Origin of the sequence: Streptomyces sp. NBC_01428 (assembly GCF_036231965.1) — a bacterium.
Lineage (GTDB): Bacteria > Actinomycetota > Actinomycetes > Streptomycetales > Streptomycetaceae > Streptomyces.
This window is the reverse complement of sequence record NZ_CP109499.1, coordinates 8,430,390-8,449,525: the sequence shown is the minus strand read 5'-3', so window position 1 is coordinate 8,449,525 and position 19,136 is coordinate 8,430,390. Positions and strand designations below refer to the sequence as shown.

The 19,136-nt window shown below is 72.3% G+C and carries 16 protein-coding genes; 9 read left to right on the top strand and 7 right to left on the bottom strand.

The window, feature by feature from the left end; genetic code table 11:
- Positions 1 to 5 precede the first annotated feature (5 nt).
- From OG406_RS36930 to meaB, 5 genes are all read left to right on the top strand, one after another.
- Positions 6 to 1,820 carry an ABC transporter ATP-binding protein gene (locus OG406_RS36930; protein WP_329191100.1) on the top strand — a complete coding sequence of 605 codons (1,815 nt, stop codon included), beginning with the start codon at positions 6 to 8 and terminating at the stop codon, positions 1,818 to 1,820.
- Positions 1,820 to 2,878, top strand: coding sequence for an ABC transporter substrate-binding protein (locus OG406_RS36925; RefSeq protein ID WP_266853016.1), 1,059 nt, complete (start codon positions 1,820 to 1,822; stop codon positions 2,876 to 2,878). The genes OG406_RS36930 and OG406_RS36925 overlap by 1 nt, the downstream gene beginning before the upstream one ends.
- Positions 2,879 to 3,060: 182 nt before the next feature.
- Entirely contained in the window at positions 3,061 to 4,869 is a 1,809-nt protein-coding gene (locus tag OG406_RS36920; protein WP_329190073.1) for a methylmalonyl-CoA mutase subunit beta, read from the top strand.
- Positions 4,869 to 7,040, top strand: coding sequence for a methylmalonyl-CoA mutase (gene scpA, locus OG406_RS36915; RefSeq protein ID WP_326844373.1), 2,172 nt, complete (start codon positions 4,869 to 4,871; stop codon positions 7,038 to 7,040). The genes OG406_RS36920 and scpA overlap by 1 nt, the downstream gene beginning before the upstream one ends.
- Positions 7,037 to 8,020: a methylmalonyl Co-A mutase-associated GTPase MeaB gene (meaB, locus tag OG406_RS36910; RefSeq protein WP_266610394.1), complete on the top strand. Its 984-nt coding sequence runs from the start codon at positions 7,037 to 7,039 to the stop codon at positions 8,018 to 8,020. The genes scpA and meaB overlap by 4 nt, the downstream gene beginning before the upstream one ends.
- 169 nt (positions 8,021 to 8,189) lie before the next feature.
- On the opposite strand, the gene OG406_RS36905 is transcribed toward meaB, so the two are convergent.
- The 7 genes from OG406_RS36905 to OG406_RS36875 all read right to left on the bottom strand — a co-directional run bounded on the left by OG406_RS36905 (position 8,190) and on the right by OG406_RS36875 (position 14,507).
- The gene (locus tag OG406_RS36905; protein ID WP_266610396.1) at positions 8,190 to 8,948 is read right to left on the bottom strand and encodes a CbtA family protein; all 759 of its coding nucleotides are present in this window, start codon (positions 8,946 to 8,948) and stop codon (positions 8,190 to 8,192) included.
- Positions 8,949 to 8,969: 21 nt separating this feature from the next.
- The gene (locus OG406_RS36900) at positions 8,970 to 9,191 is read right to left on the bottom strand and encodes a CbtB domain-containing protein (RefSeq protein WP_081222519.1); all 222 of its coding nucleotides are present in this window, start codon (positions 9,189 to 9,191) and stop codon (positions 8,970 to 8,972) included.
- Positions 9,192 to 9,486: 295 nt separating this feature from the next.
- Positions 9,487 to 10,587 (bottom strand): enoyl-CoA hydratase/isomerase family protein, encoded by a 1,101-nt coding sequence (locus OG406_RS36895; RefSeq protein WP_164370074.1) that lies wholly within the window; start codon positions 10,585 to 10,587, stop codon positions 9,487 to 9,489.
- Positions 10,588 to 10,799: 212 nt separating this feature from the next.
- A complete protein-coding gene (locus OG406_RS36890; RefSeq protein WP_266853028.1) occupies positions 10,800 to 11,801 on the bottom strand; it encodes an ABC transporter substrate-binding protein in 1,002 nt (333 codons plus the stop codon).
- 9 nt (positions 11,802 to 11,810) lie between these two features.
- Positions 11,811 to 12,578 (bottom strand): ABC transporter ATP-binding protein, encoded by a 768-nt coding sequence (locus OG406_RS36885; protein WP_164370076.1) that lies wholly within the window; start codon positions 12,576 to 12,578, stop codon positions 11,811 to 11,813.
- Positions 12,578 to 13,606, bottom strand: a complete 1,029-nt coding sequence (locus tag OG406_RS36880) for a FecCD family ABC transporter permease (RefSeq protein ID WP_164370217.1) — start codon at positions 13,604 to 13,606, stop codon at positions 12,578 to 12,580. The genes OG406_RS36885 and OG406_RS36880 overlap by 1 nt, the downstream gene beginning before the upstream one ends.
- 391 nt (positions 13,607 to 13,997) lie before the next feature.
- On the bottom strand, positions 13,998 to 14,507 hold the full coding sequence (locus OG406_RS36875) for a cupin domain-containing protein (RefSeq protein WP_164370077.1): 510 nt from the start codon (positions 14,505 to 14,507) through the stop codon (positions 13,998 to 14,000).
- A gap of 139 nt (positions 14,508 to 14,646) precedes the next feature.
- On the opposite strand from OG406_RS36875, the gene OG406_RS36870 reads away from it, so the two are divergent.
- The 4 genes from OG406_RS36870 to OG406_RS36855 all read left to right on the top strand — a co-directional run bounded on the left by OG406_RS36870 (position 14,647) and on the right by OG406_RS36855 (position 19,136).
- A complete protein-coding gene (locus OG406_RS36870) occupies positions 14,647 to 15,081 on the top strand; it encodes an RrF2 family transcriptional regulator (protein WP_081222523.1) in 435 nt (144 codons plus the stop codon).
- Between the two features lie 20 nt (positions 15,082 to 15,101).
- Positions 15,102 to 16,016, top strand: a complete 915-nt coding sequence (locus OG406_RS36865) for a DsbA family oxidoreductase (protein WP_329191098.1) — start codon at positions 15,102 to 15,104, stop codon at positions 16,014 to 16,016.
- Between the two features lie 489 nt (positions 16,017 to 16,505).
- Complete coding sequence (locus OG406_RS36860; RefSeq protein WP_329190065.1) at positions 16,506 to 18,077, top strand: ABC transporter substrate-binding protein; 1,572 nt, start codon at positions 16,506 to 16,508, stop codon at positions 18,075 to 18,077.
- Positions 18,078 to 18,107: 30 nt separating this feature from the next.
- A complete protein-coding gene (locus OG406_RS36855) occupies positions 18,108 to 19,136 on the top strand; it encodes an ABC transporter permease (protein ID WP_267051818.1) in 1,029 nt (342 codons plus the stop codon).

Sequence of the window (19,136 nt, the reverse complement as noted above, 5' to 3'; positions counted from 1 at the left end):
AAGCGATGACCGCCCGAGAACTCCTTCCCACCGCGACCCCGGCGAGGACACGCGCCGCCGTGCGCGAACTGACGTGCCCCTACAGCAGGTTGGCGCTCGGCTCCCTCGTGACGATGGTCGCGGCCACCGCGGTGGGACTGCTCGTCCAGCCGCTGCTCGGACACATGGTGGACGTCGTGGCCGACCGGCGGCCGCCCGGGGATCTCACCCTCCCGGTCGTCCTGCTGGTCGTGGTCGCCCTCGTCCAGGGCGGCACCACCGCGCTCGGGCTCTCCCTGGTGTCACGGCTCGGCGAGAGCGTGCTCGCCCGGCTGCGCGAACTGTTCGTGGACCGGGCGCTGCGCCTGCCCCTGGAGCAGGTCGAGAAGGCCGGCACGGGAGACCTCACCGCCCGTGTCACCCGGGACGTGGCCCGGGTGGGCGAGGCCGTCCGCTCCGCGCTGCCGGAGCTCGCCCGCTCGGTCCTGGCCATCGTGCTCACCCTGGCGGCGATGGCCGCGCTCGACTGGCGTTTCCTGCTCGCCGCCCTCGTCGCCGTACCCGTCCAGGCGCACACCGCGCGCTGGTACCTGCGCAACGCCGTGCCGCTGTACGCCCGCGAGCGCATCGCGACCGGCGCCCAGCAGCAGCAGTTGCTCGACACCATCTCCGGCGCCGGCACCGTACGGGCGTACCGGCTGGAGGAGGAGCACACCGGGCACGTCACCGAACGCTCCTCCGCCGCGGTGGAGTTGACGATGCGCGGGGTCAAACTGGTGCTGCGCTTCTACAACCGGCTGCACATCGCGGAGTACTCGGGGCTCGCCGCCGTCCTCGTCACCGGGTTCCTGCTGGTGCGCGCCGGATCCGTGTCCATCGGCACGGCGACCGCCGCCGCGCTGTACTTCCACAGCCTGTTCACGCCGGTGAACTCCGCCCTGGTGCTCCTCGACGACGCCCAGACCGCCACCGCCGCGCTCAACCGACTCGTCGGGGTCGCGGACCCCGCGCCCGTCGAGGCCGGACCGGCGGCCGCCGTTCCCGGGCAGCCGGGCCCCGCCGACGACGGACCCGGCACGGTCACCGTGACCGGCCTCCACCACGCCTACACGCCCGGAAGGCCCGTCCTGCGGGACGTGAGCCTGACGCTACGCGCCGGGGAACGGGTGGCCCTGGTGGGCCCCAGCGGCGCGGGCAAGACGACGCTCGCCAAACTCATCGCGGGCGTGCACCGGCCGACCGCCGGTTCGGTCCGGCTGGCCGGCTCCGGCCTCCCCGACGACAGGCTCCGGGTCGCGCTGGTGACCCAGGAGACCCACGTCTTCGCGGGGCCGCTCGCCGCGGACCTGCGGCTGGCCCGGGCCGCGGCCACCGACGAGGACCTGCGCACCGCGCTGGCCGTCGTCGAGGCGCTCGACTGGGTCGAGGCCCTGCCCGAGGGCCTCGGCACGGTCGTCGGCGAGGGCGGCCACCGCCTCACCCCCGCCCAGGTGCAGCAACTCGCCCTGGCCCGCCTGGTCCTGGCCGACCCGCCGGTGGCCGTGCTCGACGAGGCGACGGCCGAGGCCGGCAGCACCGGCGCCCGCCTCCTGGAGAAGGCCGCCGCCCGGGCCGTCGAGGGCCGGACGGCCCTCGTCGTCGCCCACCGCCTCACGCAGGCCGCCGCCGCGGACCGGATCGTCGTCATGGAGGACGGCCGGATCGTCGAGAGCGGCCACCACGACGAGCTGTGCGCGGCCGACGGCACCTACGCCTCGCTCTGGCAGGCCTGGTCCGGGACGCGCGCGACGCCCGAACACCCCCCGCACACCCTCACCGCTCCGACCCTGAAGGACCACTGATGCTCGGCTCCCTGAGAGGCACCCGGCTCGCCGCGGCGCTCGCCTCGGCCCTCCTGCTCTTCGGCACCGTCGCGGCCTGCGGCTCCTCGGACGGCTCCGGAGCCGGTTCCGAGAAGCCCGCCGCCGCGAACAAGGCCTTTCCCGTCACCATCGCCCACAAGTACGGCAGCACCACCGTCAAGGCCGAGCCCCGGCGGATCGTCACGGTCGGTCTGACCGACCAGGACTCCGTGCTGGCCCTCGGCAAGGTGCCCGTCGGCACCACGGAATGGCTCGGCGGCTACAAGGGCGCCATCGGTCCCTGGGCCACCGACAAGCTCGGGGACGCCACGACCCCCACCGTCCTGAAGGACACCGGCACCGGCCCGCAGACCGAGAAGATCGCGGCCCTGCACCCGGACCTGATCCTCGCGGTCTACGGCGGCCTCACGAAGGCGCAGTACACCACCCTGTCGAAGTTCGCCCCCGTGGTGGCCCAGCCGAAGGAGTACAACGACTTCGGTGTGCCCTGGCAGAAGCAGACCGAGATCATCGGCAAGGCGCTCGGCCAGGAGGCCAGGGCCACCTCGGTGGTGAACGCGGTCGAGGCCGACTTCAAGGCCGCCGCAGCGAAGAACCCGGCGTTCGCCAAGTCCAAGGGCGTCGTGGCCACACCGTACGAGGGCACCTTCGTGTTCGGCAGCCAGGACCCCCGTTCGCGCGTCCTGACCGACCTCGGCTTCACCCTCCCCAGCGATCTCGACAAGGTCATCGGGGACGAGTTCGGCGCCAACATCAGCAAGGAGCGCACCGACCTGCTGGACACCGACGCGATCGTCTGGATCGCCGGGAACCCGGCCGAGGACGAGGCCAAGCTGCACAAGGACGCCCTGTACGGCGACCTGAAGGTGGCGCGGCAGCAGCGTGAGGTCTACATCAAGGAGAGCAGCGACTACGGCAACTCCGTCTCCTTCGTGACGGTGCTCAGCCTGCCGTACATGCTCGACCGGCTGGTGCCCCAGCTGGCCGCCGCCGTCGACGGCGACCCCGCGACGAAGGTGCCGGCCCCCGCCGCGTGACCCCTTCCGACCCGGATGTCCCACCCGGGCCGGGCGCACGGTCCGCCGTGCTCCCGGCCCCGGCCCGTACCGCTGCCGGGCACCCGCCCGGACCCCTGAGATCTGGATCACCGAAGCCAAGAGGCCAAGGTCACAGGCGCCGCCTCTGCTGCCGCTCGAGAACTCTGGCCTAGCATCCGAGCATGACAGTCCTGCCCAATGACGGGCTCGCGCTGGCCGCCGAGTTCCCGTCCGCGACCCATGACCAGTGGCAGCTCCTGGTGGAGGGCGTGCTGCGCAAGTCGGGCAAGGAGGTCTCGGGCGCGTCTGCCGAGGACGCGCTGTCGACCTCCTTGGAGGACGGGCTCCGCACCAAGCCCCTGTACACCGCGCGCGACGCGGCTCCCGATCCCGGCCTTCCCGGATTCACCCCCTTCGTGCGGGCGGCCCGCCCCGAGGGGAGCACCGCCGGGGGCTGGGACGTACGTCAGCGGCACACCGCCGGCGACAACGCGCTGGTGCTCGGCGACCTGGAGAACGGCGTCACCTCGTTGTGGCTGGCCGTCGGCGAGGGCGGCATCCCCCTCGGCTCGCTCGGCCCCGTGCTGGACGGCGTCTATCTCGACCTGGCGCCGGTCGTCCTCGACGCGGGCCGTGACACCGAGGCCGCGGCGGCGGAACTGCTGCGGCTGTACGAAGAGCGGGGTGTGGCTCCGGGTGCGGTCCGGGGCAACCTCGGTGCCGACCCGCTCGGCCACGAGGCCCGCACGGGCACACCGACGGACATCGCCCCGGTCGCTGCCCTCGCGCGGCGGTGCGCCGAGGACTACCCCGGGCTGCGGGCGCTGACCGTGGACGCGCTGCCGTACCACGAGGCCGGCGGATCGGCCGCGCAGGAGCTGGGCGCCTCCCTGGCGACCGGCATCGCCTACCTCCGGGAGCTGACCCGGGCCGGCCTGAGCGTCGAACAGGCCTGCGCACAGCTGGAGTTCCGTTACGCGGCGACCGCCGACCAGTTCCTGACCATCGCCAAGCTCCGGGCGGCGCGCCGCCTGTGGGCGCGGGTCGCCGAGGTGAGCGGGGCGCCGGCCGCGGGCGCGCAGGTGCAGCACGCCGTGACGTCGCCGGTGATGATGTCGCGCCGCGACCCGTGGGTGAACATGCTGCGGACGACCATCGCCACGCTGGCCGCGGGTGTCGGCGGCGCGGACGCGGTCACCGTGCTCCCCTTCGACCACGCCCTCGGTCTGCCCGACGCGTTCGCGCGCCGCATCGCGCGCAACACCTCGACGATCCTCATGGAGGAGTCGCACCTGTCCCGGGTCATCGACCCCGCGGGCGGCTCCTGGTACGTGGAACGGCTGACCGACGAACTCGCGGGCGCGGCCTGGGAGTTCTTCCGTTCGATCGAGCAGGACGGCGGTCAGGCCGCCGCGCTGCGCTCGGGCCGGATCGGTGACGAACTGGCGAAGACCTGGGCGGCGCGCTCGGCGAAGCTCGCCACGCGACGTGAACCCGTCACCGGTGTCAGCGAGTTCCCGCATCTCGCCGAACGCCTGGTCGAACGCGCACCGGCCCCCGCCCCGCCGTCGGGCGGCCTGCCCCGGGTCCGGCGCGACGAGGCGTACGAGGCGCTGCGGGCCCGCTCCGACGCGCACCTCGCCGCCACCGGGTCCCGGCCCCGCGTCTACCTGGCCACCATCGGCCCCGCCGCCGCTCACTCCGCGCGGTCCACGTTCGTCTCGAACCTGTTCCAGGCCGGCGGCGTCGAGCCGGTCACGGACGGCACGTTCGAGGACAGCGGGGCCACGGAGGCCTGCCTGTGCTCCAGCGACGCGCTCTACGAGGAGCAGGCCGCGAGCACGGCCGAGGCCCTCGCGGCGGCGGGGGCCCGGCACGTGTTCCTCGCCGGCCGTCCCGGGCAGTACCCGGGCGTCGACTCCTACGTCTTCGCGGGCTGCGACGCCGTCGCCGTCCTCTCCGCCACGCTCGACCGCATGGGAGTGTCCTGATGGGAATCCCCGACTTCTCCGGGATCGAACTGGGGACACCCACCGCCGACGGCACCGCCGAGGAGTGGAGCGCCGCCGCGGCGAAGGCCACCGGCGGCGAGGCGCTCTGGGAGACCCCGGAGGGCATCGCGGTCAAGCCGCTGTACACCGGGCGGGACACCGAGGGCCTGGACTTCCTCGACACCTACCCGGGGGTCGCGCCGTACCTGCGCGGCCCGTACCCGACGATGTACGTCAACCAGCCGTGGACGATCCGCCAGTACGCGGGTTTCTCCACGGCCGAGGAGTCGAACGCCTTCTACCGCCGCAACCTGGCGGCAGGCCAGAAGGGCCTGTCGATCGCCTTCGACCTGCCCACGCACCGGGGTTACGACAGCGACCACCCGCGCGTGACGGGCGACGTCGGCATGGCGGGCGTGGCCATCGACTCGATCTACGACATGCGGCAGCTCTTCGACGGCATCCCGCTGGACAGGATGACCGTGTCGATGACGATGAACGGCGCCGTGCTGCCCGTTCTCGCTCTGTACATCGTGGCGGCCGAGGAACAGGGCGTACCGCCCGAGAAGCTCGCCGGGACCATCCAGAACGACATCCTCAAGGAGTTCATGGTCCGCAACACCTACATCTATCCGCCGAAGCCGTCGATGCGGATCATCTCCGACATCTTCGCGTACACCTCGCAGCGGATGCCGCGCTACAACTCCATCTCCATCTCCGGGTACCACATCCAGGAGGCGGGGGCGACGGCCGACCTGGAGCTGGCGTACACGCTCGCCGACGGCGTGGAGTACATCCGGGCCGGCCGCGAAGCGGGCCTGGACGTCGACGCGTTCGCGCCGCGCCTGTCCTTCTTCTGGGCGATCGGCATGAACTTCTTCATGGAGGTCGCCAAGCTGCGGGCGGCGCGCCTGCTGTGGGCCAAGCTCGTCAGGCAGTTCGACCCGCAGAACTCCAAGTCCCTCTCCCTGCGCACCCATTCGCAGACCTCCGGCTGGTCGCTGACCGCGCAGGACGTGTTCAACAACGTGACACGTACGTGTGTGGAGGCGATGGCCGCCACCCAGGGACACACGCAGTCGCTGCACACCAACGCCCTCGACGAGGCGCTGGCCCTGCCGACCGACTTCTCCGCGCGGATCGCCCGCAACACGCAGTTGCTGCTCCAGCAGGAGTCCGGCACGACCCGGGTCATCGACCCGTGGGGCGGCAGCGCGTACATCGAGAAGCTGACGTACGACCTCGCGCGCCGGGCCTGGCAGCACATCGAGGAGGTCGAGGCGGCGGGCGGCATGGCGCAGGCCATCGACGCCGGCATCCCCAAGCTCCGGATCGAGGAGGCGGCGGCCCGTACCCAGGCCCGGATCGACTCCGGCCGCCAGCCGGTCATCGGCGTCAACAAGTACCGGGTCGAGACCGACGAGAAGATCGACGTCCTCAAGGTCGACAACTCCTCCGTGCGCACGCAGCAGATCGAGAAGCTGCGGCGGCTGCGGGCGGAGCGAGACGAGGGCGCGTGCCAGGACGCGCTCGACGCGCTGACGCGCGCGGCCGGCGGTGAGGGCAACCTGCTGGAGCTGGCGGTGCGCGCCGCACGCGCCAAGGCGACGGTCGGCGAGATCTCCGACGCGCTGGAGAAGGTGTACGGGCGGCACGCGGGCCAGATCCGTACGATCTCCGGGGTGTACCGCAACGAAGCAGGGGAGTCCCCGTCCGTGGACCGCACGCGCACGTTGGTGGACGCGTTCGAGGAGGCCGAGGGCCGTCGCCCGCGCATCCTGGTGGCCAAGATGGGCCAGGACGGTCACGACCGCGGCCAGAAGGTCATCGCCACCGCGTTCGCCGACCTCGGCTTCGACGTCGATGTCGGCCCGCTGTTCCAGACGCCCGCCGAGGTGGCGCGCCAGGCGGTGGAGGCGGACGTGCACATCGTGGGTGTCTCGTCGCTGGCCGCGGGGCATCTCACGCTCGTTCCGGCGCTGCGCGAGGAGCTGGCGTCGGAGGGCCGTGAGGACATCATGATCGTGGTCGGCGGGGTGATCCCGCCGCAGGACGTTCCGACGCTGCTGGAGATGGGCGCGGCGGCCGTGTTCCCGCCCGGCACGGTGATCCCGGACGCGGCCTACGACCTCGTCCGGCGGCTCGGGACGGACCTCGGGCACGAGCTGTGATCGCGCTCGACACCTACGTCAAGGGCGTCCTCGAGGGAAGGCGGGCGCTGGTCGCCCGCGCGATCACCCTCGTGGAGTCCACCCGCCCCCAGCACCGGGCGCTGGCGCAGGAGTTGCTGACCGAGCTGCTCCCGCACAGCGGCAGGGCGCGGCGGATCGGGATCAGCGGGGTTCCGGGTGTCGGCAAGTCGACGTTCATCGACGCGTTCGGCACGATGCTGACCTCGCTCGGCCACCGGGTCGCGGTGCTCGCCGTCGACCCGTCGTCGAGCCGTACCGGCGGCTCGATCCTCGGCGACAAGACGCGGATGGAGCGGCTGGCCGTGGACCCGGACGCGTTCATCCGACCCTCCCCCACCGCCGGCACGCTCGGCGGGGTCGCCAAGGCGACCCGGGAGTCGATCGTGGTGATGGAGGCGGCGGGATACGACATCGTGCTCGTGGAGACGGTCGGGGTCGGACAGTCGGAGACCGCCGTCGCGAACATGGTCGACTCCTTCCTGCTGCTGACGCTGGCCCGCACCGGGGACCAGTTGCAGGGCATCAAGAAGGGTGTCCTGGAGCTGGCCGACGTGATCGCGGTCAACAAGGCGGACGGACCGCACACCCGCGACGCCCAGTCCGCGGCCCGTGAACTGGCCGGTGCGCTGCGGCTGATGCACGGCAAGGACGCGGCCTGGACGCCGCCCGTGCTCAGTTGCAGCGCCCGTGAGGGTGCGGGCCTGGACACCGTGTGGGACCGGCTGGAGCAGCACCGCACGCTGCTCGACTCGTCCGGCCGGCTGGCGGACAAGCGGCGTGACCAACAGGTCGACTGGACCTGGACGATGGTCCGTGACGAGCTTCTCGGCCGGCTGCACGCCGATCCGGAGGTCCGTGCACTGGCCCCGGACCTCGAACGGCAGGTGCGCGAGGGGTCGTTGACGGCGACCCTCGCCGCGGAGCGGATCCTGAGGACCTTCCGGGGCGGAGACCGTTAGCGGCGGGGACGGGAGCGGGCCTGTCGGGCCGCGGGACCGGGCCGGCGTTTCCCGCGCAGGGCGCGGAGTGAGGTTCGCGGGGCCTCGGCGGCCCCCGGGTACGCGCGGTGCCGCGGGAACGTGAAGGGCCCCCGGCCGGTGCCGGGGGCCCTTCACGTTGCCAGGGGTCTCAGCCGGCGGCCGGGACGGACTGCCCGGAACCGACGGCTGCGGGCTTCGGGTTCAGCAGGCGCTCGGCCAACTCACCGAAGACCAGGCCGAATCCGCCCCACAGTGCGGCCTGGATGGCCAGGGCCGAGAGGCGGAACCGCCACAGGAGGGTGGCCGGGAAGTCCGCGGGCACCTCGTTGACGACGGGCAGGAACTCGTAGGCCAGGCCGATCACGACGGCGAAGGCCACGACCGCGACGATCGTCGCGTTCCAGTTGCCGGTCCTCGGGGCGAGGCGCTTGCCGAGGAGGGTGGCGGCGACGGCCAGCAGCACGCTGAGGACCATCATCAGGAAGTACAGGGTGGTCCGCTTGCCGATGGTGTCGGGGTCGCCGACCGACGGCGGGTTGGCCGGGTACTTCAGGAACGGCACGACGTAGACGGCGAGCAGCGCGCAGCCCGAGAGGAGCAGCGCGGTCGCGCGCGCTCCGAACCGGCCCACGCGGCCGAGGGCGAAGCAGTAGGCGAGCGCGGCGATGCCGCCGAAGGCGATCCCGTAGAGCAGCACACCGGTGGCCAGGCCGGCGGTGGACTGCAGGCTGCGCGAGACGAGTTCGACCTCGTGCCCATGGGCGTGCGCGTGCGCTTCCTCGAAGCCGATGGCGCTGTCGACGCTCGGTTCACCGAGGAAGTAGGCGACCACCAGCGCGAGCACGCCGGCCGCGAGGCCGGCGAGCATGCCGCGGACGAGCAGGTTTCTTACCGTTGCGGAGTTCATGAGTGTGCTCTGTCCCTCGCGTCAGTGGCAGGGGAAGCCGAGCAGGTGGCGGGCGTCGTGAACCCACTCGTGGACGTTCTCGCCCGAGACGACGGCGGTGGCGCCCTGTTCCGCGCCGACGAAGTAGAGCAGGACCAGCATCAGGATGCCGAAGAAGACCGCCCAGGGAGCGATCGCCTTCAACGGCAGCTTGGCGGGCACTACGGGGGTGGTGGCTGTCGGCGGAGCGACGGTCTGCGCCATGGCAGGACCTCCTCGGGAGTTCGCGTCCCATCTCGGTGGTGCACTGGATGACGTCTACGGGTCTGACTTGCGAGGTGTCCAGCGTGCTGGAGCGTCTCGTTCACAGTGGCGCGACCGTGCCGGATTTCCCACCGGCTTCCGTCCTGACGTCATCGTTATCGGACCGACCGTACCGCGTGGCGGGTACATGGCCAAGACCGCGCCACCTGGCGTGATCTTCCTCTCGCACCAGGTGGCCGGTCCGCGGGGGCGGTGCGTCAACGGCGCGCCCGGCCACGGAGGTCGACGGGAGGCGTCAGCCGCCGGCCCCGCCCGTGTCCGGGCCGATGCCGGGTACCACGAGCCCGAGTTCGCGTTCGCCGAGCGGCGCGAAGAAGCGCTCGACGTCCGCGTCGGTCACCTCGGCGAGAGTCGCCGGGGTCCAGTGCGGGTCGCGGTCCTTGTCGATGATCTGTGCCCGGACGCCCTCCACCAGGTCGGGAGCGGCCAGGAACGCGCAGGAGACGCGGTACTCCTGGTTCAGGACGCTTTCCAGCGGACCCGCCCGACGGGCCCGGCGCAGCGAGGCCAGGGTGACCTTCAGCGCGGTGGGCGAGCGGCTGAGCAGCGTCTCGGCCGCCTCCTTGGCGGCGGGGTCCCCGAAGGCTTCCAGCCGCCGGAGGATCTCGTCCACGGTGTCGGCCGCGTAGCTGGTGTCGATCCACGCACGGCAGTCCGTCAGCCGGGCGGGGGGCGGCAGCTGGGTGTGGCGGGTCAGGGCCTCCCGCACGGACCGGTCCGCCAGGTCGGCGAGGAACGCGGGGAGAGCGGCGGAGGGGACGAAGTGGTCGGCGAGGCCGCACAGCACGGCGTCGCCCGCGGTGACCGACGTGCCGGTCAGGGCGAGATGGGTGCCCAGTTCGCCGGGGGCGTGGGCGAGCAGGTAGGTGCCTCCGACATCGGGGACGAAGCCGATGCCGGTCTCCGGCATGGCGATCCGCGAGCGCTCGGTGACGATCCGGACGCTGCCGTGCGCGGAGATGCCGACACCGCCGCCCATCACGATGCCGTCCATGACGGCCACGTAGGGCTTGGGGTAGCGGGCGATGCGGGCGTTGAGGTGGTACTCGTCGCGCCAGAACGCCGCGGAGGCGGTGCCGTCCCCGTCGCGCGCGTCGTCGTGGACGACGCGGATGTCGCCGCCCGCGCACAGGCCCCGGTCTCCGGCGCCGGTGATGACGACCGTCTCGACGGCCGGATCGTGCTCCCAGGCGGTGAGGGCCCGGTCGACGAGGTGCACCATCTCGTGGTTCAGGGCGTTCAGCGCCCGCGGCCGGTTGAGGGTGATGTGGGCGGCCCGTCCCTCGGTGCGCACCAGGACGGACGGCTCGGTGGCGTGTTCGTCGGTGCCGGTCATCCGCGGACCTCCGTCGGGCCGTTGGCCACGCTGTCGTGCATGATCTCGTTCGTTCCTTCCGGGGCCGGGTGCAGAGCACAGCTCGGTGACGATCTTCTCAGCGCCCGTGCCGGCAGGGGGAGCCGGTGCCTTCGAGCGGGTGCGGGGTCTGTCGGCTCCGGGTAGCCGGACGCCGACAGACCTCGGGCAGGCGCGGGTCGGACCCCGGTTGTTCAGCGCTTCTCCACCGTGCGCAGATACGCGCCCAGCCGGGCGACGGCCGACGGATTGCGGGGGCTCTCGACGAGGTCGACGTAGTCGAGGACGAAGACGCGCCGGTTCTTGACGGCCGAGACCCCGCGGAGCGGCGGGTGGTTCAGCAGGAACTTCTTCTTCTGCTCGGCGCTCGTGTCCCCGTAGTCGCAGATCACGATCACGTCCGGGTCGCGCTCGACGACGGTCTCCCAGCCGACGGTGGTCCAGGAGTCCTGGACGTCGTGCATGACGTTGACGCCACCGGCCTCGCTGATGATCTGCTCCGGGGCGGCGTAGCGGCCAGCCGTGAAGGGGGTGTCCTGGCCGCTGTCGTAGAGGAAGACCTCCGGCCGGTCCGCGCCCTCGGGTGCCTGCGCCCGGACGTCGGCGATCCGCTTCTTGAAGCCGGCGACCAGTGCGGCGGCCCGGTCCTCGACGCCGAACAGCTTCCCGAGGTTGGTGAGGTCGGTGTAGAGCGCTTCGAGGGGCGGCATGATGCCGCGGGCGGATCCCGAACGGCCGTTGTGGCAGGACTCGGTGAGGACGTAGGAGGGGATGCCGAGCTTCTTCAGGGCGTCGGGCGTGAAGCCGTCCTCCTCGCGGAAGCCGTAGTTCCAGCCGGCGAAGACGAGGTCGGCGCGGGCGGCGAGGACGTTCTCCTTGGTGAGCTGATCCTTGGAGAGCCACTTCACCTTCTCGTAGCCCTCCTTCCAGGGCACGCCGGTCAGGTCGCCCTTGTCGTCGGGCATGGCGAACCCGGCCATGCGGTCCTCCAGGCCGAGCGCGAACATGATCTCGGTGATGCCGACGTCGTTGGTGACCACCCGGCGCGGCACCCGGTCGTAGGTGACCTGGCGGCCGCAGTTGGTGAGGGTGACGGCCGGGGACCGCGCGTCGTCGGCCGTCTCGACGTTCGCGCCGCAGCCGGAGGCCGTGACGGTGGCGGTGAGACAGAGGGCGGCAATGAGCGTTCTGCGCACGGGTGTTCCTCAGGGGGTGGTCGGAAGGAGGTCGAAGAGGAGCTGGACGGCGCCGGTGACCGGGTGCCGTACGGGGTGGGCGCGGACGCCGAACACGTCGGCGAGCAGCTCGGGCCGGAGTACGTCGAGCGGCGGACCCGACGCGACGATCCGGCCGTCCGCGATCACGTACAGGAGGTCGCAGTGGGCGGCGGCGAGATTCAGGTCGTGGAGCGCCGCCAGCACGGTGAGGCCGCTCGCCCGGACCAGGGCGAGGACGTCCAACTGGTGGGCGATGTCGAGGTGGTTGGTGGGCTCGTCGAGGACGAGGACCTGGGGTCGCTGGGCGAGAGCGCGGGCGATGAGGACGCGCTGTTTCTCGCCGCCGGACAAGGCCAGGAACCCGCGGTCGGCGAGATGGGCGACGCCCGTGCGGTCCATGGCTCCGGCGCAGATCGCCCGGTCGTCGGCGGCCGTCCGGTTCCGGTGCGGGTGCCGTCCCATGCCGACGACTTCGGCGACGGTGAAGTCGAACTCGGCGGAGGACTCCTGCGGCAGCGCGGCCAGCAGTCGCGCCGCCGCCCGCGCGTCCATGCCGTGCAGGTCGTCGCCGTTCAGCCGGACCGCTCCCCCGGCGGGCCGCAGCGCGCGGTAGACGCACCTCAACAGGGTTGATTTACCGCTGCCGTTGGGGCCGACGAGGCCGACGAACGTCCCGCTGTCCACGGTGAGACGGATGTCGTCGAGGAGCCGCACGGTGCCCGCGTCCGCCGAGAGTCCCTCGATGTCGAGTCGCATCAGTGGCCCCCGAACGCGTAGCCGCCGCGCCGCATGAGGAGCAGGAACGCGGGCACGCCGACCACGGCGGTGATCACGCCGACCGGCAGCTCCGCCGGGGCGAGCAGCAGGCGGGAGAGGACGTCGGCCCACACGAGCAGGACCGCGCCGGCCAGGGGTGCGACGGCGAGCACCCGCCGGTGGTCGGCGCCCACCAGCATCCGTACGACGTGCGGCACCATCAGCCCGACGAACCCGACGGCGCCGCTGACGGCGACGACGGTGCCGGTCACCGCGGCCGTGACCAGGAACAGTTCCCCGCGGAGCCGCGCCGGCCGGACGCCGAGCGCGGCGGACGTCTCGTCCCCCATGGCTAGGGCGTTGAGCGGCTCGGCCCTGAGCCTGAGCCACACCCAGCCGACCGTCACGGTCAGCGCGGCGACGGGGATCTGTGCCCAGGTCGCCCCGCCCAGGCTGCCGAGCAGCCACATCATCGCCGACCGTGCCGCCTCGCCGCGTGCGGCACCGAACACCATGAGCGTGGTGAGCGCCTCGAAGCCGTAGGCCAGGGCGGTCCCGGTGAGGATCAGCCGCAGCGGGGTGAGGCCGTGCGGCGACCGTGCCACCGCGTAGACGAGGACCATGGCCGCGAGGGCGGAGGCGAACGCCGACACGGACAGCGCCCACACGCCCAGCCCCGCGAACGCGCCGAGCAGGATGACGGCGTTGGCGCCCACCGCCGCGCCGGAGGAGATGCCGAGGACGAAGGGGTCGGCGAGCGCGTTGCGGACCATGGCCTGCACGGCCACGCCGACCGTCGCGAGCCCGGCTCCGACCACCGCGCCGAGCACCACCCGTGGGAGCCGGATCTCCGTGACGATGGTGTAGGCGGCGGCGTCCGGGGCGTACACGGTGCCGCCGGTGGCACCGGCCCACAGGAGGCGCAGGACCGCGGTCGTCCCGATCCCGGTCGCGCCCAGCGCGACGCCGCAGACGAGGGAGATCAGGAGCACGACCGCGAGGCAGCCGAGGAGCGGCGTCAGCGGCATGCGGCCGGGGGCTCTGTCCCGGGTCCGGCCGGGTCCGGGTATCGGAGTCGTCGTGGTGGTGCGCACGGGGCGGTCCTTCGCCTGGGGCCGCCTGGTGAACCGAGGCAGGAGAACAGCCCGTACAGCGCGCCGGCCGTGCGGTCCCCTGTCGCATTCCACGGCGAGCAGTCAACGGGTCGCGTGCTCCCCGCGGGCGATCGGACTCGCGTGACGGACCATCAGGTCGCCACGCACACCGTTGCGGGTCAGCGCCGGACTCTCACCGGACTTCCCCCGCGGGAGGCTCGGCGAGCGTAACAGGCGGGGCCCTCGGCGCTTCGACGCCGTCGACGCCGGACCGTGCCGCGCGGGCGCGCGGCGACGGTGGGCACGGTCCGACGGACGGGTCCCGTCAGGCCTCGCCCTCGGCGCGCAGGACGTACAGCTCCGGCAGGTTGACCACGATCGCCTCCTGCGTGCTCCGGGCGATGACGACGACGGCCTCGTCCGCCGGGTCGGGGTTCTCCTCGCGGTGCGGCACGAACGGGGGCACGAAGATGTAGTCGCCCGGCGAGGTGCGCAGCCGGATCTCCTCGGGCTGCGGGCCGGCGTCGTCGAGGAACACGAACTCGGGGTGTCCGCTCACGACGTAGATGGCCGTCTCGGACGCACCGTGATGGTGGTCGGAGGACGCGGTCGAGGGGGCGACGTGGGTCTGGCCCATCCACAGCTTCTCGGAGCCCACCGTGGTGCCGCTGACGGCGGCGAACCGGCGCATGCCGCCGGACTGCGCGGTGTCGCCGTCGAGCGCGTCGGCACGGATGTGGTGCAGGCGGGTGCGCAACGGGGACGGCGACTCCCCCGCACGGTCCGTGAGATGGGGGTGGAAACCTTCACCGGGGGTCGTCAGCGGCTGGCTCATGGGGGGCGACGCTAGAGCCGTCCGGAAAAGGATGTCAAGAGGTGTCCATTGTCCTTCACCTGCGGCAATGTTCCCGCAATGTAGGTGAGGAAGCGGTGGAAGCCCGCGCGCCCGGCGCCCTGTCGGGCATCATGGCCCCATGCATATCTCCGCGAAGGCGGACTACGCCACACGGGCGCTGCTGGAGCTCGCCCGCGAACCGGCCAGACCGCTCACCTGCGAGGCCATCGCCTCCTCGCAGCACATCCCGTTCCGGTTCCTGAAGTCCGTCGTCGGCGAACTGCGCAGGGCGGGGCTGGTGCGCAGCCAGCGTGGCTGCGAGGGCGGGTACTGGCTGGGCCGACCGGCCGGCGAAGTCACGCTGCTGGACGTCGTACGCGCTGTGGACGGCGAGTTGATCACGCTGCGGGGTGAGCCGTTGGCCGGACTGGACTATCCCGGGCCCGCCGCCGGACTGCCCGGGGTGTGGCGGCAGATCGAGGCGGACGCCGCGGCGGTGCTCGGCGGGACGACCTTGGCCGCGCTGCTGCCCGCCGAGCCGGCCGAACGGCTCAGCCACCAGGGAGCCGCGTGACGGCCGCGCCCGAGGCCGGGGTGCGGGCCGTGCGACAACCGGGGGTGGAGGTGGTCGAGTACACGGACCCGCTGTGTCCGTGGGCCTGGGGTTCGGAGCCGGTGTTCCGCCGGCTGCGCGCCGGGCTTGCGGGCCGCGTCCGCTGGCGCCGCGTGCACTGCCTGCTCTTCGACCTCGACGACGACCCGCCGCCCGATCCGGCGGCGGAGACCGCCTGGTACGCGCGCTACGTCGAGGACGTCTGTACGCACACGGGAGCCCCGAGGCCCGTCCGGCTGAGCCGCGTCGCGGCGAGTTCCTGGCCGTCCTCGCTGGTCGCCAAGGCCGCCGAGCGGCAGGGCGCCGAGGTGGCCGACCGGGTGCTGCGGCGGCTGCGGGAGAGCGTCTTCGTCCTGGGCGAACCGGCGGACACCATGCCGCTCGCGCTGTCGGCGGTACGGGGCGTGCCCGGCCTGGACCATGAACTGCTGGCCGCCGGCGCGGCCTCGGCCGAGGTGCTGGACGCGGTGCGCGCCGACCACGCCGAGGCGCGTCGTCCGGTGCGCGAGGTGCTGTCCGTGCCCGGCGGATCGCCGCACCCCGGCGCCGCGAAGGAGACCGCGGACGGGGGCCACCGGTACGCGCTGCCGACCCTGCTGATCCGTACTCCGACGGCGTTCCGGGTCGTACCGGGCTGGCGGCCTTACGAGCAGTACGCGGCCGCCGTCGCCGAGTTGAGCCCGGGACCGCCGGCGGACTCCGAACGGCAGCCTCCTGCCCAGGCACTCGCCCGGTACCGGAGCCTCACCGGCCCGGAGGGCCACCTGCTGGCCGACGGTCCGTGGCCCCCCGCGGAGGCGGTCCGTGTCGACACCGGCAACGGCCCGTTGTGGCTGCATCCGGAGGAGGCCGCGGTACACCCCGCCCGCCGCGCAGGCCCGCTCCCGGCGTCCTGACAGGCTTCTGATCAGGGGTCAGAGACGTCCCGCCCAATGAGACACCAATTGGTGTCCATTGACAGCCGCCGAGCGCGGCCCCCAGGATGTGCCCATGCTCACGACGCATCCCGGCGTGGAGTGCCGCTACGTGGACCTGCGGCGCACCTGCAGCGCTCTCTGTCGCTGACCGCCCGCCCACCGCGGCCCCCAGGCGCCTGACGCCGCTCTCCTCGGCACCGGCACCGGTCTCCCACCGGTTCGCCGCCCGACGCCCGTCATCGCGCGCCGCCCCCGCAGCGCCTCGTCGTTCTCCCTCCCTCGGCCTTCCGGCCGCCCCTCTCGCGATCCGCCGACGCCTCACGCCCTGAGCGCGGCATGCCTCCGTGCGCACCGACGCCACGCCGGCATGCCCGTCCGGGCTGCGCGGAGCCGGTGAGGGGCGTGCCGTCCTCGCTCCCGTTCCGGTGCCCCGGCGCGGACGGGAGCCCTCGCAGAAAGAACGAACAGATGTCCGGACGACTCACGCCCGAAAGCCCCGCGACAGGACTCCGCTCCGCCCGACCCGCCCGGCTCCGTGCCGCGGCCCTGGGGACCGCCCTCGCCGCCGTGCTCGTCCCCGCGCTCAGCGCCTGCGGCGGTGAGGCGGCGTCGGCCGGCGGCGGGGCGGCCGCGCTGAAGTGGACCTCCTCCTACTTCCCCACCCACTGGGACCCGGTCGTCGGCGGCAGCGGCGCCCAGTTCCGTGAACTCGCCCTCGTGTACGCCTCGTTGACGAGGACCGACAAGGACGGCAAGGCCGTCCCGGATCTTGCCAAGAGCTGGGAGTACAACGCCGAGGGGGACGTGATCACCTTCCATCTGCGCCCCGGGCTGAAGTTCAGCGACGGGACGCCGGTCGACGGTTCCGCGGTGAAGACGGCGATCGAACGGGCCAAGAAGCAGAAGAACTCGGCCCTCTTCGGCGACCTGACCTCCATCAGGTCGGTGCAGGCCAAGGGACTCGACGCGGTGCTCCGGCTGAGTCAGGTCGACTACCAGATACCCCAACTGCTCGGCGAGCGCGTCCTGCAGATCGCCAGCCCCAAGGCGTCCGCCTCGCCCGACAAGCTGGACCAGAACCCGGTGGGCGCGGGTCCGTTCATCGTCACCCAGCTCGTGCCGGGCACGAAGGCGGTCCTGAAGAAGAACCCCGACTACTGGGACGCCAAGAACATCCACATCGACAACGTCGAACTGACCTCCGCGCCCGACGCCTCCACCGTCGTCTCGGGACTGCAGACCGGCGTCTACAACTTCGCCGACATCGCGCCCAGTCAGGCCGACGCGGCCAAGAAGGCCGGCCTCGACGTGTTCGTGCAGCCCGGATTCAACGCGTCCAACATCAGCCTGAACGTGAACAAGGCACCGTTCGACAACGACAAGGTCGTCGACGCCGTGCGGTACGCGGTCGACCGTCAGGAGTTCGTCGACAAGCTGACGTTCGGCTACGGCTCAGTGACCAACCAGCCCTTCCCGAAGGGGTATGTGGCCTTCGATCCGCAGTCGGAGAACGCCTACGCCTACGATCCCGCGAAGTCGAAGAAGCTGCTGGCCGAGGCCGGCTACCACGCCGGGGACATCAAGCTGAACCTGGTCATCCCGGCCGAGGACCCGCAGGCCGAGATCGTCCAGGCGCAGTTGGCGAAGGTCGGCATCAAGGTCACCATCAAGATCGACAAGAACTGGGCCACCCCGTTCTTCGCGAAGGACCTGACGTTCTCGCTGTACGGGACGACGGGGCGGGACTCCGCCGCGCAGACCCTCACCGCGCACTTCGGCCCGGACGGGCCGCTCAACCTCAGCACCCCCTACGAGCCCACCGGGTTCGAGGCGGCCATCGCCAAGGTGCGGCAGACCCCGCTCGACTCCGCCGACTACACGAAGGTCCTCCAGGCGGCGACCCGGGCGGGGCTCAAGAGCAAGGCGCTCGTCTTCACGTACTCCTCGCCCAACCTCATCGCCAAGAGCAAGTCCATCTCGGGCCTGCCGAAGAACCCGGCCCACATCGACTGGACCGGCGTGACCATCTCCGGCAACTGACCGCCGTCCACCCCAGAGAGGAGGCACTCCATGACGACGACGGAGGCACCGGCCCCGCCCGACGTCCGTCTTCCCGCCGCCGCGGCCAGGACACGGCACACCGTCTTCCGTGTCCTGGTCACCCTCGCCCGGTCGGTCGCGATCTTCGTGCCCGTCTTCCTCGTCGCGACGTTCGTGACGTTCGCGCTGCGGTCGCTGAGCGGGCTCAGCCCGGCGCGCATCCAGCTCGGCGAGGAGGCGACGCCCGAGGCGGTCGCCCGGGTCGAGGCCCAGTGGGGCCTCGACCGGCCGTTCCTGGTCCAGTACGCGGACTGGTTCGGCGGCGTGCTGCACGGGCAGCTCGGAACGAGCTGGACCAACGGCGCCGACATCTCGACCCTCATCGGCCTCGGCCTGGGCGTGAGCCTGTCGGTGGCGACCTTCGCCCTGCTCATCGGCGTGGTCGCCGGTTTCGCCCTCGGCACGATCGCGGCGCTGCGCCGCACCACCTGGGTGGACCGGGCGATCACCGGGTTCGTCACGGTCATCTCGGTGATGCCGGCCTTCGTCGTCGGGATCGTGCTGGTCGCGGTCTTCGCGGTGGGACTGCACCTGCTCCCGTCGGCCGGATACGTGCCGGCGGAGCAGGGGTTCGGGCCGTGGCTCGCCCACATCACCCTGCCCGCGATCGCGCTCAGCTTCGACGTCGTCGCCGACGTGGCCCGCCAGTTGCGGAGCAGTCTCATCGCGGCCTACCGCGAGAACTACGTGACGGGCGCCGTGGTCCGGGGGCTGAGTCCCCGCCGGATCTTCTTCGGCCACGTACTGCGCAACGGGCTCGGACCGGCGCTCGCGACGCTCGGCCTGAAGTTCCCCGCACTCGTCGGTGCCTCCGTCGTGACGGAGTGGATCTTCGGGCTGCAGGGCTTCGGACGGTTCGCCAACGACTCCGCGCAGGCCGGCGACGTACCGGCCGTGCAGGGCGTCCTCGTGGTGTCGATCGTCCTGGTCGTCGTCTTCAACCTGATCGTCAACCTGGTGCTGGCGCGCGTCACGCCGGCCTCGCAGCGGGGGGTGTGA